Annotated in this window: 10 protein-coding genes; 5 read left to right on the top strand and 5 right to left on the bottom strand. The window is 36.2% G+C overall.

Annotation, left to right across the window (positions count from 1 at the left end; genetic code table 11):
• The first annotated feature begins 5 nt into the window (after positions 1-5).
• The 4 genes from BUA89_RS00865 (at position 6) to BUA89_RS00850 (ending at position 5345) form a co-directional block, all read left to right on the top strand.
• Complete coding sequence (locus BUA89_RS00865) at positions 6-1058, top strand: DUF6263 family protein (protein WP_072952738.1); 1053 nt, start codon at positions 6-8, stop codon at positions 1056-1058.
• Positions 1059-1123: 65 nt separating this feature from the next.
• The gene (locus tag BUA89_RS00860; protein WP_072952737.1) at positions 1124-1372 is read left to right on the top strand and encodes a hypothetical protein; all 249 of its coding nucleotides are present in this window, start codon (positions 1124-1126) and stop codon (positions 1370-1372) included.
• Positions 1373-1390: 18 nt separating this feature from the next.
• A complete protein-coding gene (locus BUA89_RS00855) occupies positions 1391-3928 on the top strand; it encodes a YfhO family protein (protein WP_178362412.1) in 2538 nt (845 codons plus the stop codon).
• Positions 3929-4040: 112 nt separating this feature from the next.
• Positions 4041-5345: a glycosyltransferase family protein gene (locus tag BUA89_RS00850; RefSeq protein ID WP_072952735.1), complete on the top strand. Its 1305-nt coding sequence runs from the start codon at positions 4041-4043 to the stop codon at positions 5343-5345.
• A gap of 160 nt (positions 5346-5505) precedes the next feature.
• Here the strand turns inward: BUA89_RS00850 and BUA89_RS00845 are convergent, their stop codons facing one another.
• Positions 5506-6144, bottom strand: coding sequence for a hypothetical protein (locus tag BUA89_RS00845; RefSeq protein WP_072952734.1), 639 nt, complete (start codon positions 6142-6144; stop codon positions 5506-5508).
• 186 nt (positions 6145-6330) lie between these two features.
• Here BUA89_RS00845 and BUA89_RS00840 point away from each other — a divergent pair, with 186 nt between their 5' ends.
• On the top strand, positions 6331-7296 hold the full coding sequence (locus tag BUA89_RS00840; protein ID WP_072952733.1) for a YpdA family putative bacillithiol disulfide reductase: 966 nt from the start codon (positions 6331-6333) through the stop codon (positions 7294-7296).
• An 80-nt stretch (positions 7297-7376) separates the two neighbouring features.
• On the opposite strand, the gene BUA89_RS00835 is transcribed toward BUA89_RS00840, so the two are convergent.
• The 4 genes from BUA89_RS00835 to BUA89_RS00820 all read right to left on the bottom strand — a co-directional run bounded on the left by BUA89_RS00835 (position 7377) and on the right by BUA89_RS00820 (position 14705).
• Complete coding sequence (locus BUA89_RS00835) at positions 7377-8960, bottom strand: calcineurin-like phosphoesterase C-terminal domain-containing protein (protein ID WP_072952732.1); 1584 nt, start codon at positions 8958-8960, stop codon at positions 7377-7379.
• Between the two features lie 221 nt (positions 8961-9181).
• Positions 9182-10636: a SusD/RagB family nutrient-binding outer membrane lipoprotein gene (locus BUA89_RS00830; protein ID WP_072952731.1), complete on the bottom strand. Its 1455-nt coding sequence runs from the start codon at positions 10634-10636 to the stop codon at positions 9182-9184.
• An 11-nt stretch (positions 10637-10647) separates the two neighbouring features.
• Complete coding sequence (locus BUA89_RS00825; RefSeq protein ID WP_072952730.1) at positions 10648-13623, bottom strand: SusC/RagA family TonB-linked outer membrane protein; 2976 nt, start codon at positions 13621-13623, stop codon at positions 10648-10650.
• 338 nt (positions 13624-13961) lie between these two features.
• The gene (locus BUA89_RS00820) at positions 13962-14705 is read right to left on the bottom strand and encodes a glycerophosphodiester phosphodiesterase (RefSeq protein ID WP_072952729.1); all 744 of its coding nucleotides are present in this window, start codon (positions 14703-14705) and stop codon (positions 13962-13964) included.
• Between the last annotated feature and the right edge of the window lie 60 nt (positions 14706-14765).

The following is a 14765-nucleotide window of genomic DNA, read 5'->3' as shown; positions in this document are numbered from 1 at the left end:
CTAAAATGAAAAATATAGCAGCATTAGCGCTAATTTCAACAATAGCATTGGTTTCTTGTAATAAAAAAGAAACGGCAAAAATCACCAAAGTAGATCCGAAAACAGGAAAAACAATCACAGTAGAAGTTCCTGCTGATTCTGTGGCAAAAGTAGAAGCAAATCCTGCTATTAAAGATTCTGCAGGGATCTTCAAGCAGTCTTTTAAATTGGAAAAAGGAAAAACATATCCTTTAACAACGTATCAGAGAGATACAAAAACGATGACTGATCCTCAGGGGAAAACCATCAACGGAACCAGCGAATCTACAGACGAAATGTCCTTCACAGTCAATGATATAAAAGGTAATGTTTATGACATGACATTAAATCTTATTGCGAAAAGGAATTCTCAGACCGCACAGGGAAAGACAATCGTGGTAGATACAAAGTTGCCTATTCCGAAAGAGGAAGAGTTGAAAATGATCTGGAATATCAACAGAGCTTTGACAGGGAATAAGCTTAGCATGAAAATGGATACCAGAGGGAATGTAATTTCTATTACAGGTTTTGATGCAGTGTACGCAAAAGTTTTGAATGCTGTAGGAACTCTTATAAAAGATAAAAGCCAGAAAGAAAATATTGTAGCAAGTCTTAAAGAAACTTTTAACGAAAAGGTTTTGAAAGATCAGTTCAATAAAAATTTAACGATTATTCCTAAGAAGGGGGCTAAAGTCGGAGAAAAATGGTCAAGCAGTGAAAATGCCGATGCACAGGGGAAAATTAAAGTAACCTCCAATTATGTTTTAAAAAGCGTAGGAAACGGCATTGCTGAAATCTCTGTAACCGGCGGAATTCCGAAGAAAACAGAAAAACAAAATCAGGGAGAGGTTACCCACAGCTTAAGCAGCGAGCTGGCACAAAACGGAACCATTAAATTTGACCAAAATACAGGCTGGATCACCAATCAGAATATCTCTGTGAAAACAACGCAGATCGAAACCATTTCAAACGGAAAAGAATCTCAGTCTATGAAAAGTGTTTCCAATTCTTCTGTAATGGTGAATCCTTCGGCGAAGTAAATTTGAAAAATAAATCTTTGCGGGTCACTTTAAACTCTCACATAGAATTTAAAATATAATTAATTATGTCTTTTATAAAATGGCTTCTTGAAATAGTTATCACTACGATTATTATTTTCTTTGTCTGGAATATGCTGAAACGAATTTTTTTAAACAAGTTTTATAAATTCACAGGCTTTAATCCAAACAATAATCAAAAGCAGGAAACCAAAACCTCAAACGCAACTCTTGAGAAAAAAGTGAAATGGGATGCTGAGACGGTAGACTACGAAGAAGTGAAAGATAATAATAAAGGTAATAATTCCGAAAAATAAAAGATAATAACCATCAACATGGCGAAAAATAAAAACTTAATTTATATTGCAATTTCATTAGTTGTATTTATAGTTTTAGCATTTTTATACTCCACTCCTGTTTTTACGGGAAAACAACTTTTTCAGCATGATATTGTACAATATCGAGGCGGAGCAAAAGAACTTCTCGACTACAGAGCCGACACCGGAAAAGAAACTTATTGGAGTGATTCCATGTTTGGAGGAATGCCGACTTATCAGATGGGAAGCCAGTTTAAGGGTGATATCATCAAAAATCTGGATAGTAAATTAAACTTCTTTCCAAGACCAGTTAATTATCTTTTCCTGCTTTCTGCCGGGTTTTTCCTATTGGGAATGGTTGTGGTAAGAAACTGGAAATATGCACTTTTAGGAGCAACTTTTTTCGGACTTTCCACCTATTTTTATATAGCAATAGCTGCCGGACACAACGGTAAAATTAATACGATTGAGTATTTCGCGCCGCTTCTGGCCGGAATTCTGCTCGTTTATATAAGGAAAAGCTATATTTGGGGATTCATTGTCACTACCCTTTTTATGGGACTTCAGATAGCGGCGAACCATCCGCAGATGACCTACTATCTTTTCCTTGCACTAGGATTTTTATTCTTATCTGAATTAATCAGAGCGATTCAGAAAAAGACATCCATGAAGCATTTTTTAATTTCTTCAGGAATTATCGCAGCCTCATGCATTATCGGAGTCGGGATGAATTCACAAAGAATCATGGCAAACTCCGAATACATTAAAGAAACCGTCCGTGGAAAACAAATCCTGACCAACGACAGCCATACCGGAGGAGAATCCGGGATGGACAAAGAAAGCATGCTTCTTTGGAGCTACGGAAAACTGGAAACCTTAAACCTCTTCATTCCAAGATTAATGGGCGGCGGAAGCCAGGAGCCTGAAGGAAAGGAAATGATGGCAAAAGTTCAGGAAATGGTTCAGGAAAATGTAGGATCACAGGCTGAAATGGACAGAATTTCCAAAGGTTTCGGAAACTTAACCTACTGGGGAGACCAGCCCGGAACTTCGGGACCTGCATACCAGGGAGCCATTGTTTGTTTCCTAGCCTTTTTAGGTTTCTTTTTTGCCTGGAAAAAATACCGTTACTGGATTTTAGGAGCATCCATTTTAACAGTCTTTTTAGCCTGGGGAAGTAACTTCATGGCATTCTCAGACTTCTTTATTGATTTTGTTCCGTTTTACAACAAATTCAGAGCACCTTCTTCGATCTTAGTCGTAGTAGAATTATTATTCCCTTTAATTGCGATTATCGGATTATACAGGTTCTTTACCGACGAAAAGCTAACGCAGGCATACAAACAGAAAATCCTTGTGTATGTGGGTGGGGGCACTTTAGGATTTATCTTAATTCTTTTGATTTTCGGAAAAGCATTATTAGGTTTCCATACCGATAACGAAAAAACATATCTTCCTCCTTTCCTTTTGGAATATCTGGTGGATGAAAGATTCAAATTATTTAAAATCGATGCCATTAAAGCATTCCTGTATGTGGCGATTGCCGCTGCAGCTTTATTCATGGTTTTAAAGCAGAAATTAAATCAGAATATTGCTTTGGTGATTCTTGGAGCGGTAAGTTTATTTGATCTTTGGTCTGTAAACAAACGTTACCTGAATGATGAAAACTATGTTGATAAAAATATTGCAGAAAATCCTTTTCAGACGGAAAGTTCAGATCTTTTAGCAGGAAAAGTGGAAGAAAACCCGACTCTGGGATCTATTTTGTCGAGTGTAAATGTCAACAAAACACTGGAAACCATTGCTGAGAAAGATAAGACTCATTACAGAATTTTCAATAATATTTTAGGCACTTTCAGCGAGACGAATACATCTTATTTCAAATCTTCCATCGGAGGATATCATGCTGTGAAACTGAGAAGATACGATGATGTCATCAACGAATATTTCCAGATTATGGATTCTGTAAAGGTTCCGAACATCCTGAATCTTCTGAATGCAAAATATCTTGTTTTAGGCGGTCCTGAACAGCCTCAGGCTATTCCGAACCCAAAAGCCAACGGAAACGCCTGGTTTGTAAGTGATCTGAAATTCGTAGAATCTCCAAACCAGGAAATTAAAGCGATTGGGACGATTAACAGTAAAAAAACAGCCGTGATTGCCTCTTCAGATAAAAAATATTTTGACGGAAAACCTGTTCAGGCAGACTCGACAGCTTATATTAATTTAACGGAATATCAGCCAAACGAACTGGAATTTAAATCTCAATCAAAAACACAACAATTGGCTGTATTCTCTGAGATTTATTATCCTCACGGATGGAAATTCTTTATTGATGAAAAAGAAGTTCCTTACATCAAAGCAGATTATTTGCTTCGTGCGGTTCATGTTCCTGCCGGAAATCACAATATAAGAATGGTTTTCGAACCGGAAGTGATTGAAAAAGGAAAATGGATTTCGCTGATTTCATTTGGACTGTTTATTTTGTTAAGTGGACTGGGAATCTTCTGGATAAATAAGAATAGAAAGAAGGAAATAGTAGTAGAAAAAGTTTAAACTTAAATTGCCATTCATAATCTGAATTATTATAAAAAGTTCTTTGTGAATTTTAAATTTGCTTAGATTCTTACGGAATGACAAAAAGAACACATAGTTTACATTATAACTAATGGAACAAAAAAAAATATTGATCATCACCTATTACTGGCCTCCTGCGGGAGGTCCTGGTGTTCAAAGGTGGCTGAAGTTTGCAAAATATTTACCCGAATTCGGATGGAAACCTGTGATCTACACACCGGAAAATCCGAGTTACCCTTTGCTGGATGAAAGCTTAATGAAAGATGTTCCAAAAGATATTGAAATCGTAAAAACAAAAATCTGGGAGCCCTATCAGTTAGCCGAAAAACTCAATAAAAGCAATAAAAAATTCAAGGCCGGACAGTTTGATGTGGGTAAGAACCAAAGCTGGAAATCTAAACTTTCGATTTGGGTGAGAGGAAATTTTTTCATTCCTGACGCACGAGTTTTTTGGGTAAAACCATCTGTGAAATTTCTTGAACACTATTTAAAAGAAAACAAAATCGATGTCGTTGTCACTTCAGGGCCACCACATTCTCTGCATTTGGTTGGTTTACATTTAAAAAAGAAACTTCCCAACTTAAAATGGATTGCCGATTTCCGTGATCCGTGGACGGAAATTTCTTACTATAAACATTTAAAACTGACTAAAAGCTCCGACAAAAAACACCGCCAGCTGGAAAGTGAAGTTTTCAGAAATGCAGACATCACCTTAGCAACAAGCTATACCGATGCAGAAAATTTCAGGAAAAACGGAGCCAATGCAGTTTGCATCACAAATGGTTTTGATGAAACAGATTCTAATTCCAAAACCTTTAACTCCTCCAACTCTCCAACTCTCAAACAAAATTTCACCCTAAGCTACATCGGGGTTTTGGAGCAATTGAGAAACCCTGAGAACCTTTGGAATGTATTGGATAATTTAATTAAAACCAATTCCGATTTTGAGGAAAATTTCACTCTGAAATTTGCAGGAAGAATCGATGATAAAATTTTAAACTCAATTGAAAACACCAGTTTAAAAAATCACATTCTGAATTTGGGATATTTATCTCACGACAAAGCTGTTTCTGAAATGCAAACTTCTGATATTTTATTAATTACAAACTTTCCTAATCCATCCTCAAAAGGAATTATTCCCGGAAAAATTTTCGAATACCTGGCGACCGGAAAGCAAATTATTTCGTTTGGACCCAACGATGCGGATGTTTCTAAAATTTTGGATGAAACTAAAGCAGGAAAGCATTTCAGTTATCAAGACTCTGAATCGATTAAAAAATTTGTCCTTGAAAAATTTGAACTTTGGAAAAATGGAAATCTTTTGGAAAACACTCAAAATATTGAGCAATTCTCCAGAAAAAATCTGACTAAAAAATTGGTTGAAATTTTGGATTAATAAGTTCTAATTCAACCACAAAAGTCACAAAAGATTTTAATACATTAGTTATTTAAAGTTAAAAAAATCTATACATAAGAACGCATTAGCTTTTAAAAATCTTTGATTTACTTCTTAAGCATTCTAATGTGTTAAAATCTTTTGCGTCTAAATTTCTATATTAAATCGTCCACTGATCGTTCACGACTCCTACCAGATAATATTTTCCCTGATATTTTTCAAAAACCAGACGCAGACATTTCCAATCCATTTCCGAATTGGCTTCTGAACCTTTGATGAAGTTTTCCGTAAAATCTGCTTTTGAATAAATTTGCTTTAAATTATTCAGTGAATTTCCTCTTCCCTGAAATTCGTTAAATGAAACCTGTGCCGTGACAAAATCTTTGGAATATACCCATTCTGAAAGATAATCACTAATGGTTGCTTTGTATACATCGCCGGAACCATCCATTGCTCCCCAAGTGAAAAGTGTTTTTGTCGGCTGATATTTCACAAAATCTGCTTTTGAAAAGTTTTTGTCTTCCTTGGGATTTACAAAAGCGTACATGGAAAACCGCACCCCTTTTTCCGGATGAATAAATTCTGCAAACTTTTTGTAATCTTTGTCTTTCAGAACCTGAACAATTTCTTCATTTATCTGTTTTAAAGCCGCATCCTTATTAGCTTCGGTCTGAACTGTATCTACATTGTCACTCTTTATCTGCTCTGTTGAATCTGTTTTATCATTGATAAATTTATCGGGATTCTTTTTACAGGCAACTAAACAGATCACGAATACTAAAATGATTAATTTTTTCATATCTTTCTAATGTTTGACCTAAATTCACCAAAAGCAGTGCCATGTTTGGGTTTGTGAGTTAGTGAGCTGGAGAACTTATTGCTTTGAGATTCTTTTATGTTTGAGATAGACTTTGATTATTGACAGAATAGTTTTTTGCTTTTATTGAAAAGTTCGTCGCATATTGGTTTTTTGTACTTTTGTTCAATGGAAATTTTGGATATTCTCATCATCGGAGGCGGGCCGATCGGGCTAAATTGTGCATTGGAAGCTCAGAAAAACAATCTTACGTATTTAATTATAGAAAAAGGAACTATTGTTAATTCATTATACAATTATCCTTTATACATGAGATTTTTTTCGACTGCTGAAAAGCTGGAAATCGATGGAATCCCATTCATTTCAACAGCTCCGAAACCTGGAAGACAGGAAGCTTTGGAATATTATCAGGGAATTACCCGACAAAGAAACCTTAACATTCATCTTTACGAAAAGGTGGAAAAAGTTTCTAAAGAGAATGACATTTTCGAAATTAAAACTTCAAAAGGAAAGTATTTTGCCAAAAATGTGATCATTTCAACAGGATTTTATGATATTCCGAATCTGATGAATATTCCGGGAGAAAAATTATCAAAAGTAAAGCATTATTATACCGAACCCTATCCTTATGCGCAACAGAAAATTGTCGTTGTAGGATCAAGCAATTCTGCCGTTGACACCGCGCTGGAAACCTACAGAAAAGGAGCTGATGTTACCATGATTGTCCGCCATTCTGAAATATCGAAAAGTGTGAAATACTGGGTAAAACCTGATGTTGAAAACAGAATTGCAGAAGGAAGTATCAAAGCTCATTTTAATGCTGAACTGATTGAAATTAAAGAACATTCTGTTATTTTTAAAGATGAAAAAGGAGAAATCAATGAAATTGAAAACGATTTTGTATTGGCAATGACAGGCTACCTTCCCGATTTTGATTTCCTGAAAAATTCCGGAATTGAACTGCAGGGAGAATGCCTGAATCCGCTTTATCATCCCGAAACCATGGAAACCAATATAAAAAATCTTTATCTGGCAGGCGTGGTGTGTGGAGGAAAAGATACGCATCTCTGGTTTATAGAAAATTCGAGAGTGCATGCAGAGATGATCGTAAAAAATATTCTTTGTGAAAATTAAAAAAGCCCGTAACGACATAAAATAAAACCGACTCCATACGAAGTCGGTTTCTTTGAAAGTATAGTATAAAAAATGAAAAACTAAGGAATTAGAATCGAGTTCTGAACCTCGAATTCCTGTGATGTTGAGAACTGATTTCCATACATATCCACCGCTCTTACCTCAACCTTATGTTTTCCTAAAGAAAGTTTTTTTGCAAAATCTCCCGTCCAGATATGCTTAGACATTTCCGGATTAGAAGGTCTTCTCCCCGGGAAAAGATTCTGTGTAGTATCCCACTTAAATACAGACATTACAAAGTTAGGATCCAATGTTTCGTCATAAGACATTGCTTCCCATTGTTCCCCGTCAATTCTGTATTCCACCTTATCTTTTTTGCTTCCCATAAAGAAATTAGCCAAAATTTTAGCAGAAGTTTTAGACGGATACGGAATAACTTTTGGAACATATAAACTGATCTGATAATCTTCCGGTTTTCCTGCTGTTTTGTATTTAACTTTATACTGATTATCGTTAAAACTGATAAAAGAATATCCTTTAGCAGTACCATCTCTCATGGTTGAAGTCGGTAATCCTGCATCATCTGAAGTTCCGGACCACCAATCTCCGCAGGTTGTTCCAACGTTGTATTCATGAAGGTCTTTTGAACCGTTCCAGCCCGCCTCTTTCCCATAGAAAAGCTGCTGCTGAATGTGCGTGTGTGCCGATAATATAAAAGCATTTTTGAAAGGCGTTAAATAATCAAATAATTTCTGGCGGTCTGAGTTTCTGAAATTATCCTCGTTTTTATGTTCCAGCGGGATGTGGAACGAGACAACAATTAATTTGTTTTTATCAACCAGTTTCAGATCATTCTCCACAAATTTTAACTGATCTTCACGGAAACCGCCCCAATAACCTTTTCCGTCTCTCGGATCCGGGTACAAAATATCGTCTAAAATGATGAAGTGAACATTTCCATAATTGAAAGAATAATTGGCTGGTCCGAAATTCGATTCGAATGTTTCATCAGAAAGATGATCTTCTTTTGCTTCGTAGTTCATATCGTGGTTTCCCATCACATTATACCAAGGTAAACCAATTTCTTTCATAACGTCTGCATAAGGTTTTTGAAGGCTCAAATTATCTCCCACCAAATCTCCTAAACTTATTCCCAATACCGCATTTTTCTTGGTATTTTTTACCTCATTTACAATTGCTCTTCTGAAATAATCCAATTGTTTATCGGTGTAAGGCTGTGGATCACCGAAAACTAAAATATCAAAATTTTTGCTTTCATTTTGTTTGTTTAAAGCAAAATTGATCTCTTTCGGAAGCTCACCTGTCGGCGCAGAACCTTTGTATTTATAATCTGCCGGCGAACCTTTTGGTTTGTACTGATAATAATATTGGGGTAAATTGTTTCCGTTAACAGGTGTCATATATCCTGAAGGTTTGATCACGAAAACCGTCTGTCCATCCTGAATCGGTAAGCTGTATCTTCCGTTTTTATCAGTCAAAATAACCTGTGTCCCATTGGAAACCGCTACTCCTTCAATTCCTTTTTCTTTGTTTTCCCTTTTCTGATTTTTGTTGCTGTCTTCATACACATATCCCGAAACAGAAGCCTGTGAAAATGCCATCGCTGAAATTAACAGGCAGGGTATTAAAAATTTTATGTTCATTTTACTTTTTTGCTTAAAATTATTTTGTTGTTAATTGCGGGCTTTATTTAACCTTTTTTGAATAAGTAAACCTCCGTCAGCTCGAGTGTTTTTCGTAATGAAATGAAGAAAAATGTATCGAGAGCATTTTTAATTTAAATTAACTTCTCGATACGATTTTTTCAAAATCTACTCAAAGTGACTGCAGATATCCTTTAGAAAGTTATCCCCAACTTTATTTGCTACGGTTTATTCCACCAAACTTTTATATTAATATTATCACCTCCCATCTGCTGAACTGCTGCCTGATAATTTGATGTGTTTAAAACTCTTGGATTTGGCGGATACATTAATCTTGAAGGCATTAATCCGTTATTCAGAAGGCCTCCGTTGTTTGGTAATACTGGAAAACCCGTTCTTCTTTTTTCAAACCATTGCTGTTGATCTACAAAGAATAAAGCCACATACTTTTGAAGCATAATTCTATCCAAACTTCCGTTGTAAGCAACATTGGTATTGGTAAAATAATTAGCAGGCATTGTCGCTCCCCACTGTTCAATAGTTGCTTTCACTCCATTTTCATAGAAAGTTTGTGCACTTCCCGGAATAATTCCTCTCCATGCCAATTCTGAAAGAATAAACTGTAATTCGGCATAAGGATAAACCAAAATGTTCAATGGTGCTTTTGCGAGATTCTGGTTCATATTGGAAGGCTGATAAGTAAAAACCGTTCCTGATGAGTATCCTGAAGGAGCACCTTTATATCCGATGTTGGTATTAGTCGCCAAATCTTTTGCCTGAGTAAAAAACATAGACATTCTCGGGTCATTATTTGCTTTCATTGTTTCCACTAAAAAAGATGAGGCAGCTCTGCTTGTCGTAAAATCCTGAGGTCTTGCAATTGGAGGAAGAAGTGGTGAAACTCCTGTAATGTTTATTTTTGCAGTTTCTGCATTACTTTGGAAAATAGGATATGTTGTAGGATTGCTGATGATTTCCTGAATTCTTGCAATGACATTCACTTCTCCGTTTTTACTCAAAATCCTTGTTAATAACCTTAGTGAAAGTGAATTACAGAATTTTTTCCAGTTGGTAATTCCGTTCGTGTCGTTATTGGCATTATAGAAAAGATCTGTTCCGGTTAACGGTTTTGTTGTAACAAACAGAGAATTTGCTTTTTTAAGATCATCCAATAACTGTACATAAATATCTTTTTGCGTATCAAACTTCGGCTGGGAAATCCCTTCATCCAGCCTTGAAGCCTCAGTAAAAGGAATATCACCAAAAGTATCGGTAAGGTTGGAAGTAATCCAGGCATTCATTACCAAAGCAATTGCTTCGTAGTTTTTGTCGTTGCTTTTTATTGCAGCTTGTCTAAGATCGTAGATCTGCTTAAGCCATTTGTAGTTGTTATTCCAAAAACCGGCTCCCGTATTTTCTGTAATGTAGTAACGGCTCAGTGAATTTCCTTCATTGGGAAAATCCAGACAGTTCTGCATGATATCAAAAGTAAAATCATTTGCCCTCATGTAGTTAACAGAAGCCATATTATACTGAACCGGTGCCAAAAAGCTCGAAACTTCGGGATCAAGGATTTTACTGTTGTCCACGTTGATCTCATCCATTGTTCTGTCGCAAGAAATTGAGGCTATACCTAAACCTGCCAAAAGGAAATATTTAAAAATTGTTTTTTTCATGTCTTAAATAATTAGAATTTTACATTAAGCTGGAATCCTACAGTTCTGGCTGTCGGCAATTGTCCCATTTCCACTCCGGGCGTGATGGTAGAGTTATCTAAAGTTGCAGCTTCCGGGTCGAACAGCGGGAATTTTGTCCACATCCAAAGGTTTTTCCCAAAAATTGCCAGAGTAAGATCTGTAATTTTTAAAGGCTGTATAACAGATTTAGGGAAAGAATAGGCTATTCTTGCATCTCTAAGCTTGATGAAGGAAGTATCGAAAGTATTCGTTTCAACATTCGCTCTTCTCCAGTAATCTGCGTAATAAGTAGGTACTGCAACACCTTTTGTATTAGGAGAATAAGATCCGTCAGGATTTTGTACAACACCCTGCCCTACAATAAGACCATCCGGATTATCTCTTCCTGCCAAAGTATGTTCTAATTTACCCTGCTCTGTCATCTTGTGATGAGACTGAGAGTATGCCATACCTTTATATTGGCCATCAAATGAGAAACTTACCGTTACATTTTTAATCCTAAATTCATTTTGAATTCCGGCTCTCCATTTCGGAAATGCGTTTCCGATCTTTTTCATTGCGGTAGGTTTAGCCGTTAAACCATCTGTACCGAAAACCACTTGTCCGTCGGGAGAATACATTAATCCATAACCATACAGGTCACCAATTGACCCGCCAACTACGGCATTATAATATACCACTCCTCCTACACTTGCCATGGTATAAGGTTCACCCTGAAATTCTGCAGGTAAGGAAAGAATTTTATTTCTGTTCATCGACCAGTTGGCAGAAACATTCCATGAGAAGCTTTTATTTTTGATAGGATAAGCGTTCATCATCAATTCCACTCCTCTGTTTCTTATCTCTCCTGAATTAATAACTCTTAAGGAATAACCTGTTTCCCAAAGTACCGGTACATTTCTGATAATCTGATCCACCGAATTACTTTGATATACTGTCGCATTGAAAGTAAGCCTGTTTTTGAACAAACTAAAATCCATCCCGCCTTCAATATTGGTAATCATTTCCGGTCTTAAATTAGGATTGGCATATAAGTTCGGTATTTCTACAGATCCCGGGAATGAACTTACACTGTAATAATTTTCCAACTGATAAGGCTCTGTAGCATTTCCGATTCTTGACCATGAAGCTCTTAATTTCCACATATTCAAATTATTGCTTTTAAGCCCGAAAATATCGGAAAGTATAAAAGATGAAGCTACTGATGGATAAAAATAAGAACGGTTTGCTTTTGGAAGTGTACTGCTCCAGTCGTTACGTGCCGTGAAATCTAAAAATATTTTTTCTTTATAATTTAAAGTTAATAAAGCATATAAGCTGTTTACATATTTGTCATAGGGAGTTGGAATTTTAAAATCCTGCGCCTGTGCATTGGTAAGACTATACACTCCCGGATTTTTAAGACCTATGGCATAATAGTTCTGTGTTTTCTGCTCTTCATACTGAGAACTTGCTCCTCCGGTTGCAGTCAGATTAATACTACCGATTGCAGTTTTATAATTGACCATCAAATCATTATTGAAATTGAAACCGTCAATGTATTGCTCGCGGTAATAACCTTTTAAATAATTGGCTGAGCTCCAAGGTCTTTTCTGAGTACGTAATTCATCATTCAAAATAATTCCTGATCTTAGCAGGACATCAAAATGCTTATCAATCTGATAATTTAAGCTTATGTTACCCGTAATATTTTTCTTGTTTAAGCTATTGGTCATTTCATAAGCAATCAGGTATGGATTATCAATATATGAACTGAATGGATGAATCTGGTCTACCTGATCCTGCCCAGGCTTCCAGATTGGTCTGTACCATGCCAAATCTACGTTCGGATTCTGGAAAATCATGAAATAGGAAATAGACTGGTTATTGTATCCTGTTGCCGGAAGATTATCACTCTTTGTCTGGCTGTAGCCTAATTTTACATTTGCCTTTAATTTTGAGCTTAATTTATGATCTACTGATATTGCAGCATTCCATCTTTCCATGCCTGTATTCGGCATCATCCATTCATTATTCAGGTAAGTAAGGGATGTTCTGTATGCTGTTTTATCATTGGAGCCTTCGATGGAGATGTTGTTGGAATATGTTGTTCCGACCTGCCAGAAATCTTTGATATTGTTTTTATAAGGTCTCCAAAGCTGTCTTTCTTTGCTTTGTCCGCCAACTGTAGGATCATACTGATAATAATACTGTCCGTTGAATTTTGGCCCAAAAGCGCTACTTGTTCCTCCGGTACTTACTCCATCCGCCGAAGCTCCGTAAGAATAGTAATAATTTCCGTTCTTATCTTTCGTCATCGTTCCCTGTCCGTATTCATACTGCCAATCCGGCCATTTCAATACAGAATCAAAGCTTGTATAAGAATTTAATGTAACCTGAAGTCTGCCATCTTTATTCTTCCCCGATTTGGTTGTGATCATTACAGCTCCTTTAGCTCCTCTGGAACCATACAAAGCGGCCGCAGTAGGACCTTTAAGAATTGTAATACTTTCGATGTCATCCGGATTGATCGTATTAAGATCATTACCGTAATCAATCGGAACGTCGCCTCCCGAACCTGCTCCGTAAGCCGGTGTTCCTGATCCTACCGTTCTTCCGTTCATCGGTATACCATCTACTACAATCAGAGCCTGATCCTCAAAACCATTCATGGATACATCACCCCTTAAAGTAATTCTTGCTGTAGCCATCGGTCCTGCTCCCGCTGTCTGAATCTTTAAGCCTGCTACTTTACCTTCCAGAGCACCTGTCCAGTTATTGTTTTGAGTTCTTAAAAGCTGTTCAGATTCGATAGTTTCTGTAGAATATCCGAGAGCCTTGTTTTGCCTTTTGATCCCCAGAGCTGTTACTACTACCTCATCAATGTTTTTAATGGTGTCTCGCTTTGCCTTTTGTTGAGCCGCCAAGTTTACACTGACTAGTCCTAATAATGATAAAATGAGTACTTTTTGTGTCTCTTTACGCATATCCTTTTTGTTTGCGCAAAATTAAAACGACATTATGAGTATGACTTTAATACTATTTTAACGTTTATTAAAGAATTATTAAACATCATACTAATTTAATTTTAACAAAAAAACACATACATTTGGTTAACAACAGGTTAAAATAATTAAGGATTTTTAATATAAAAGCTTGCGTTTATTTATCTAATTTTATTGTCTTTTCCTGAGAAAATAAAATATACCACAGAAATACCACAATTCAATAACAGGTTAAAATTATTTACTATTTAACCCGATAAAAAAACAGTCCGTCTCAATAAAGAGACAGACTGGTATAATCGGCTACTAAATTTAAAAAATTACTTTTTGAGCTGATCAGGAATGTTGGTTGTAATAAATCCTATTCCCTGCTTTTTTAATTCATCTGCAACAGCAACATCATTCACTGTCCATGCATTGGTGATTAATCCCAAAGCTTTCGCATCAGCAATCCATGTCGGATTTTTCTGGAATACACTGAAATGATAGTCGATTCCGTCTAAACCTTCTTCTTTGATCTGTTGTGGAGATAATTCTCCTTTTAAATACTGAACTTTAAAACTTGGTTCCAGTTTTTTAATTTCCTTGCAAATATTTAAGCTGAAAGAAATAAAATCGCATTGACCTCCCAACTTCATATCCTTGATCATTTTGATTGTTTTTGCCGTCAATTCATCTTCTTTTTCCTTGGTTTTATCCGGCTTTATTTCAACAACCAATCGTAAAGCTTTGTCTTTTTTCCCTTGCTTCAGATAATCCTTTAAAGTAGGGAAATCTTCACCGTTTGATAATTTTACTTTCTTTAATTCTTTAAAATCGGTTTCAGAAATTTCCATTTTCGCGTGATGCTCATCGTGGTTTACAACCAAAACACCATCTTTCGTCATTCTCACATCGAACTCTGCTCCATAAATCTTCAAGTTCTGCGCATTCTCCAACGATTTCAAGGAGTTTTCTGTTGTCGGTGGCTGCGTCTGCCAATAACCTCTGTGCGCGACAATCTGGGTTTGTGCCTTCATGATAACTGTACTTAAAACTGCTAACCCTAAGATAATTTTTTTCATAATATAAATTAGATATTTAAAACAAAAGTCTTTCAACTTTTTGTTAAAGGTATATAAATT

Origin of the sequence: Chryseobacterium arachidis (assembly GCF_900129245.1) — a bacterium.
Lineage (GTDB): Bacteria > Bacteroidota > Bacteroidia > Flavobacteriales > Weeksellaceae > Chryseobacterium > Chryseobacterium arachidis.
This window is presented reverse-complemented; position numbering and strand designations above follow the sequence as displayed.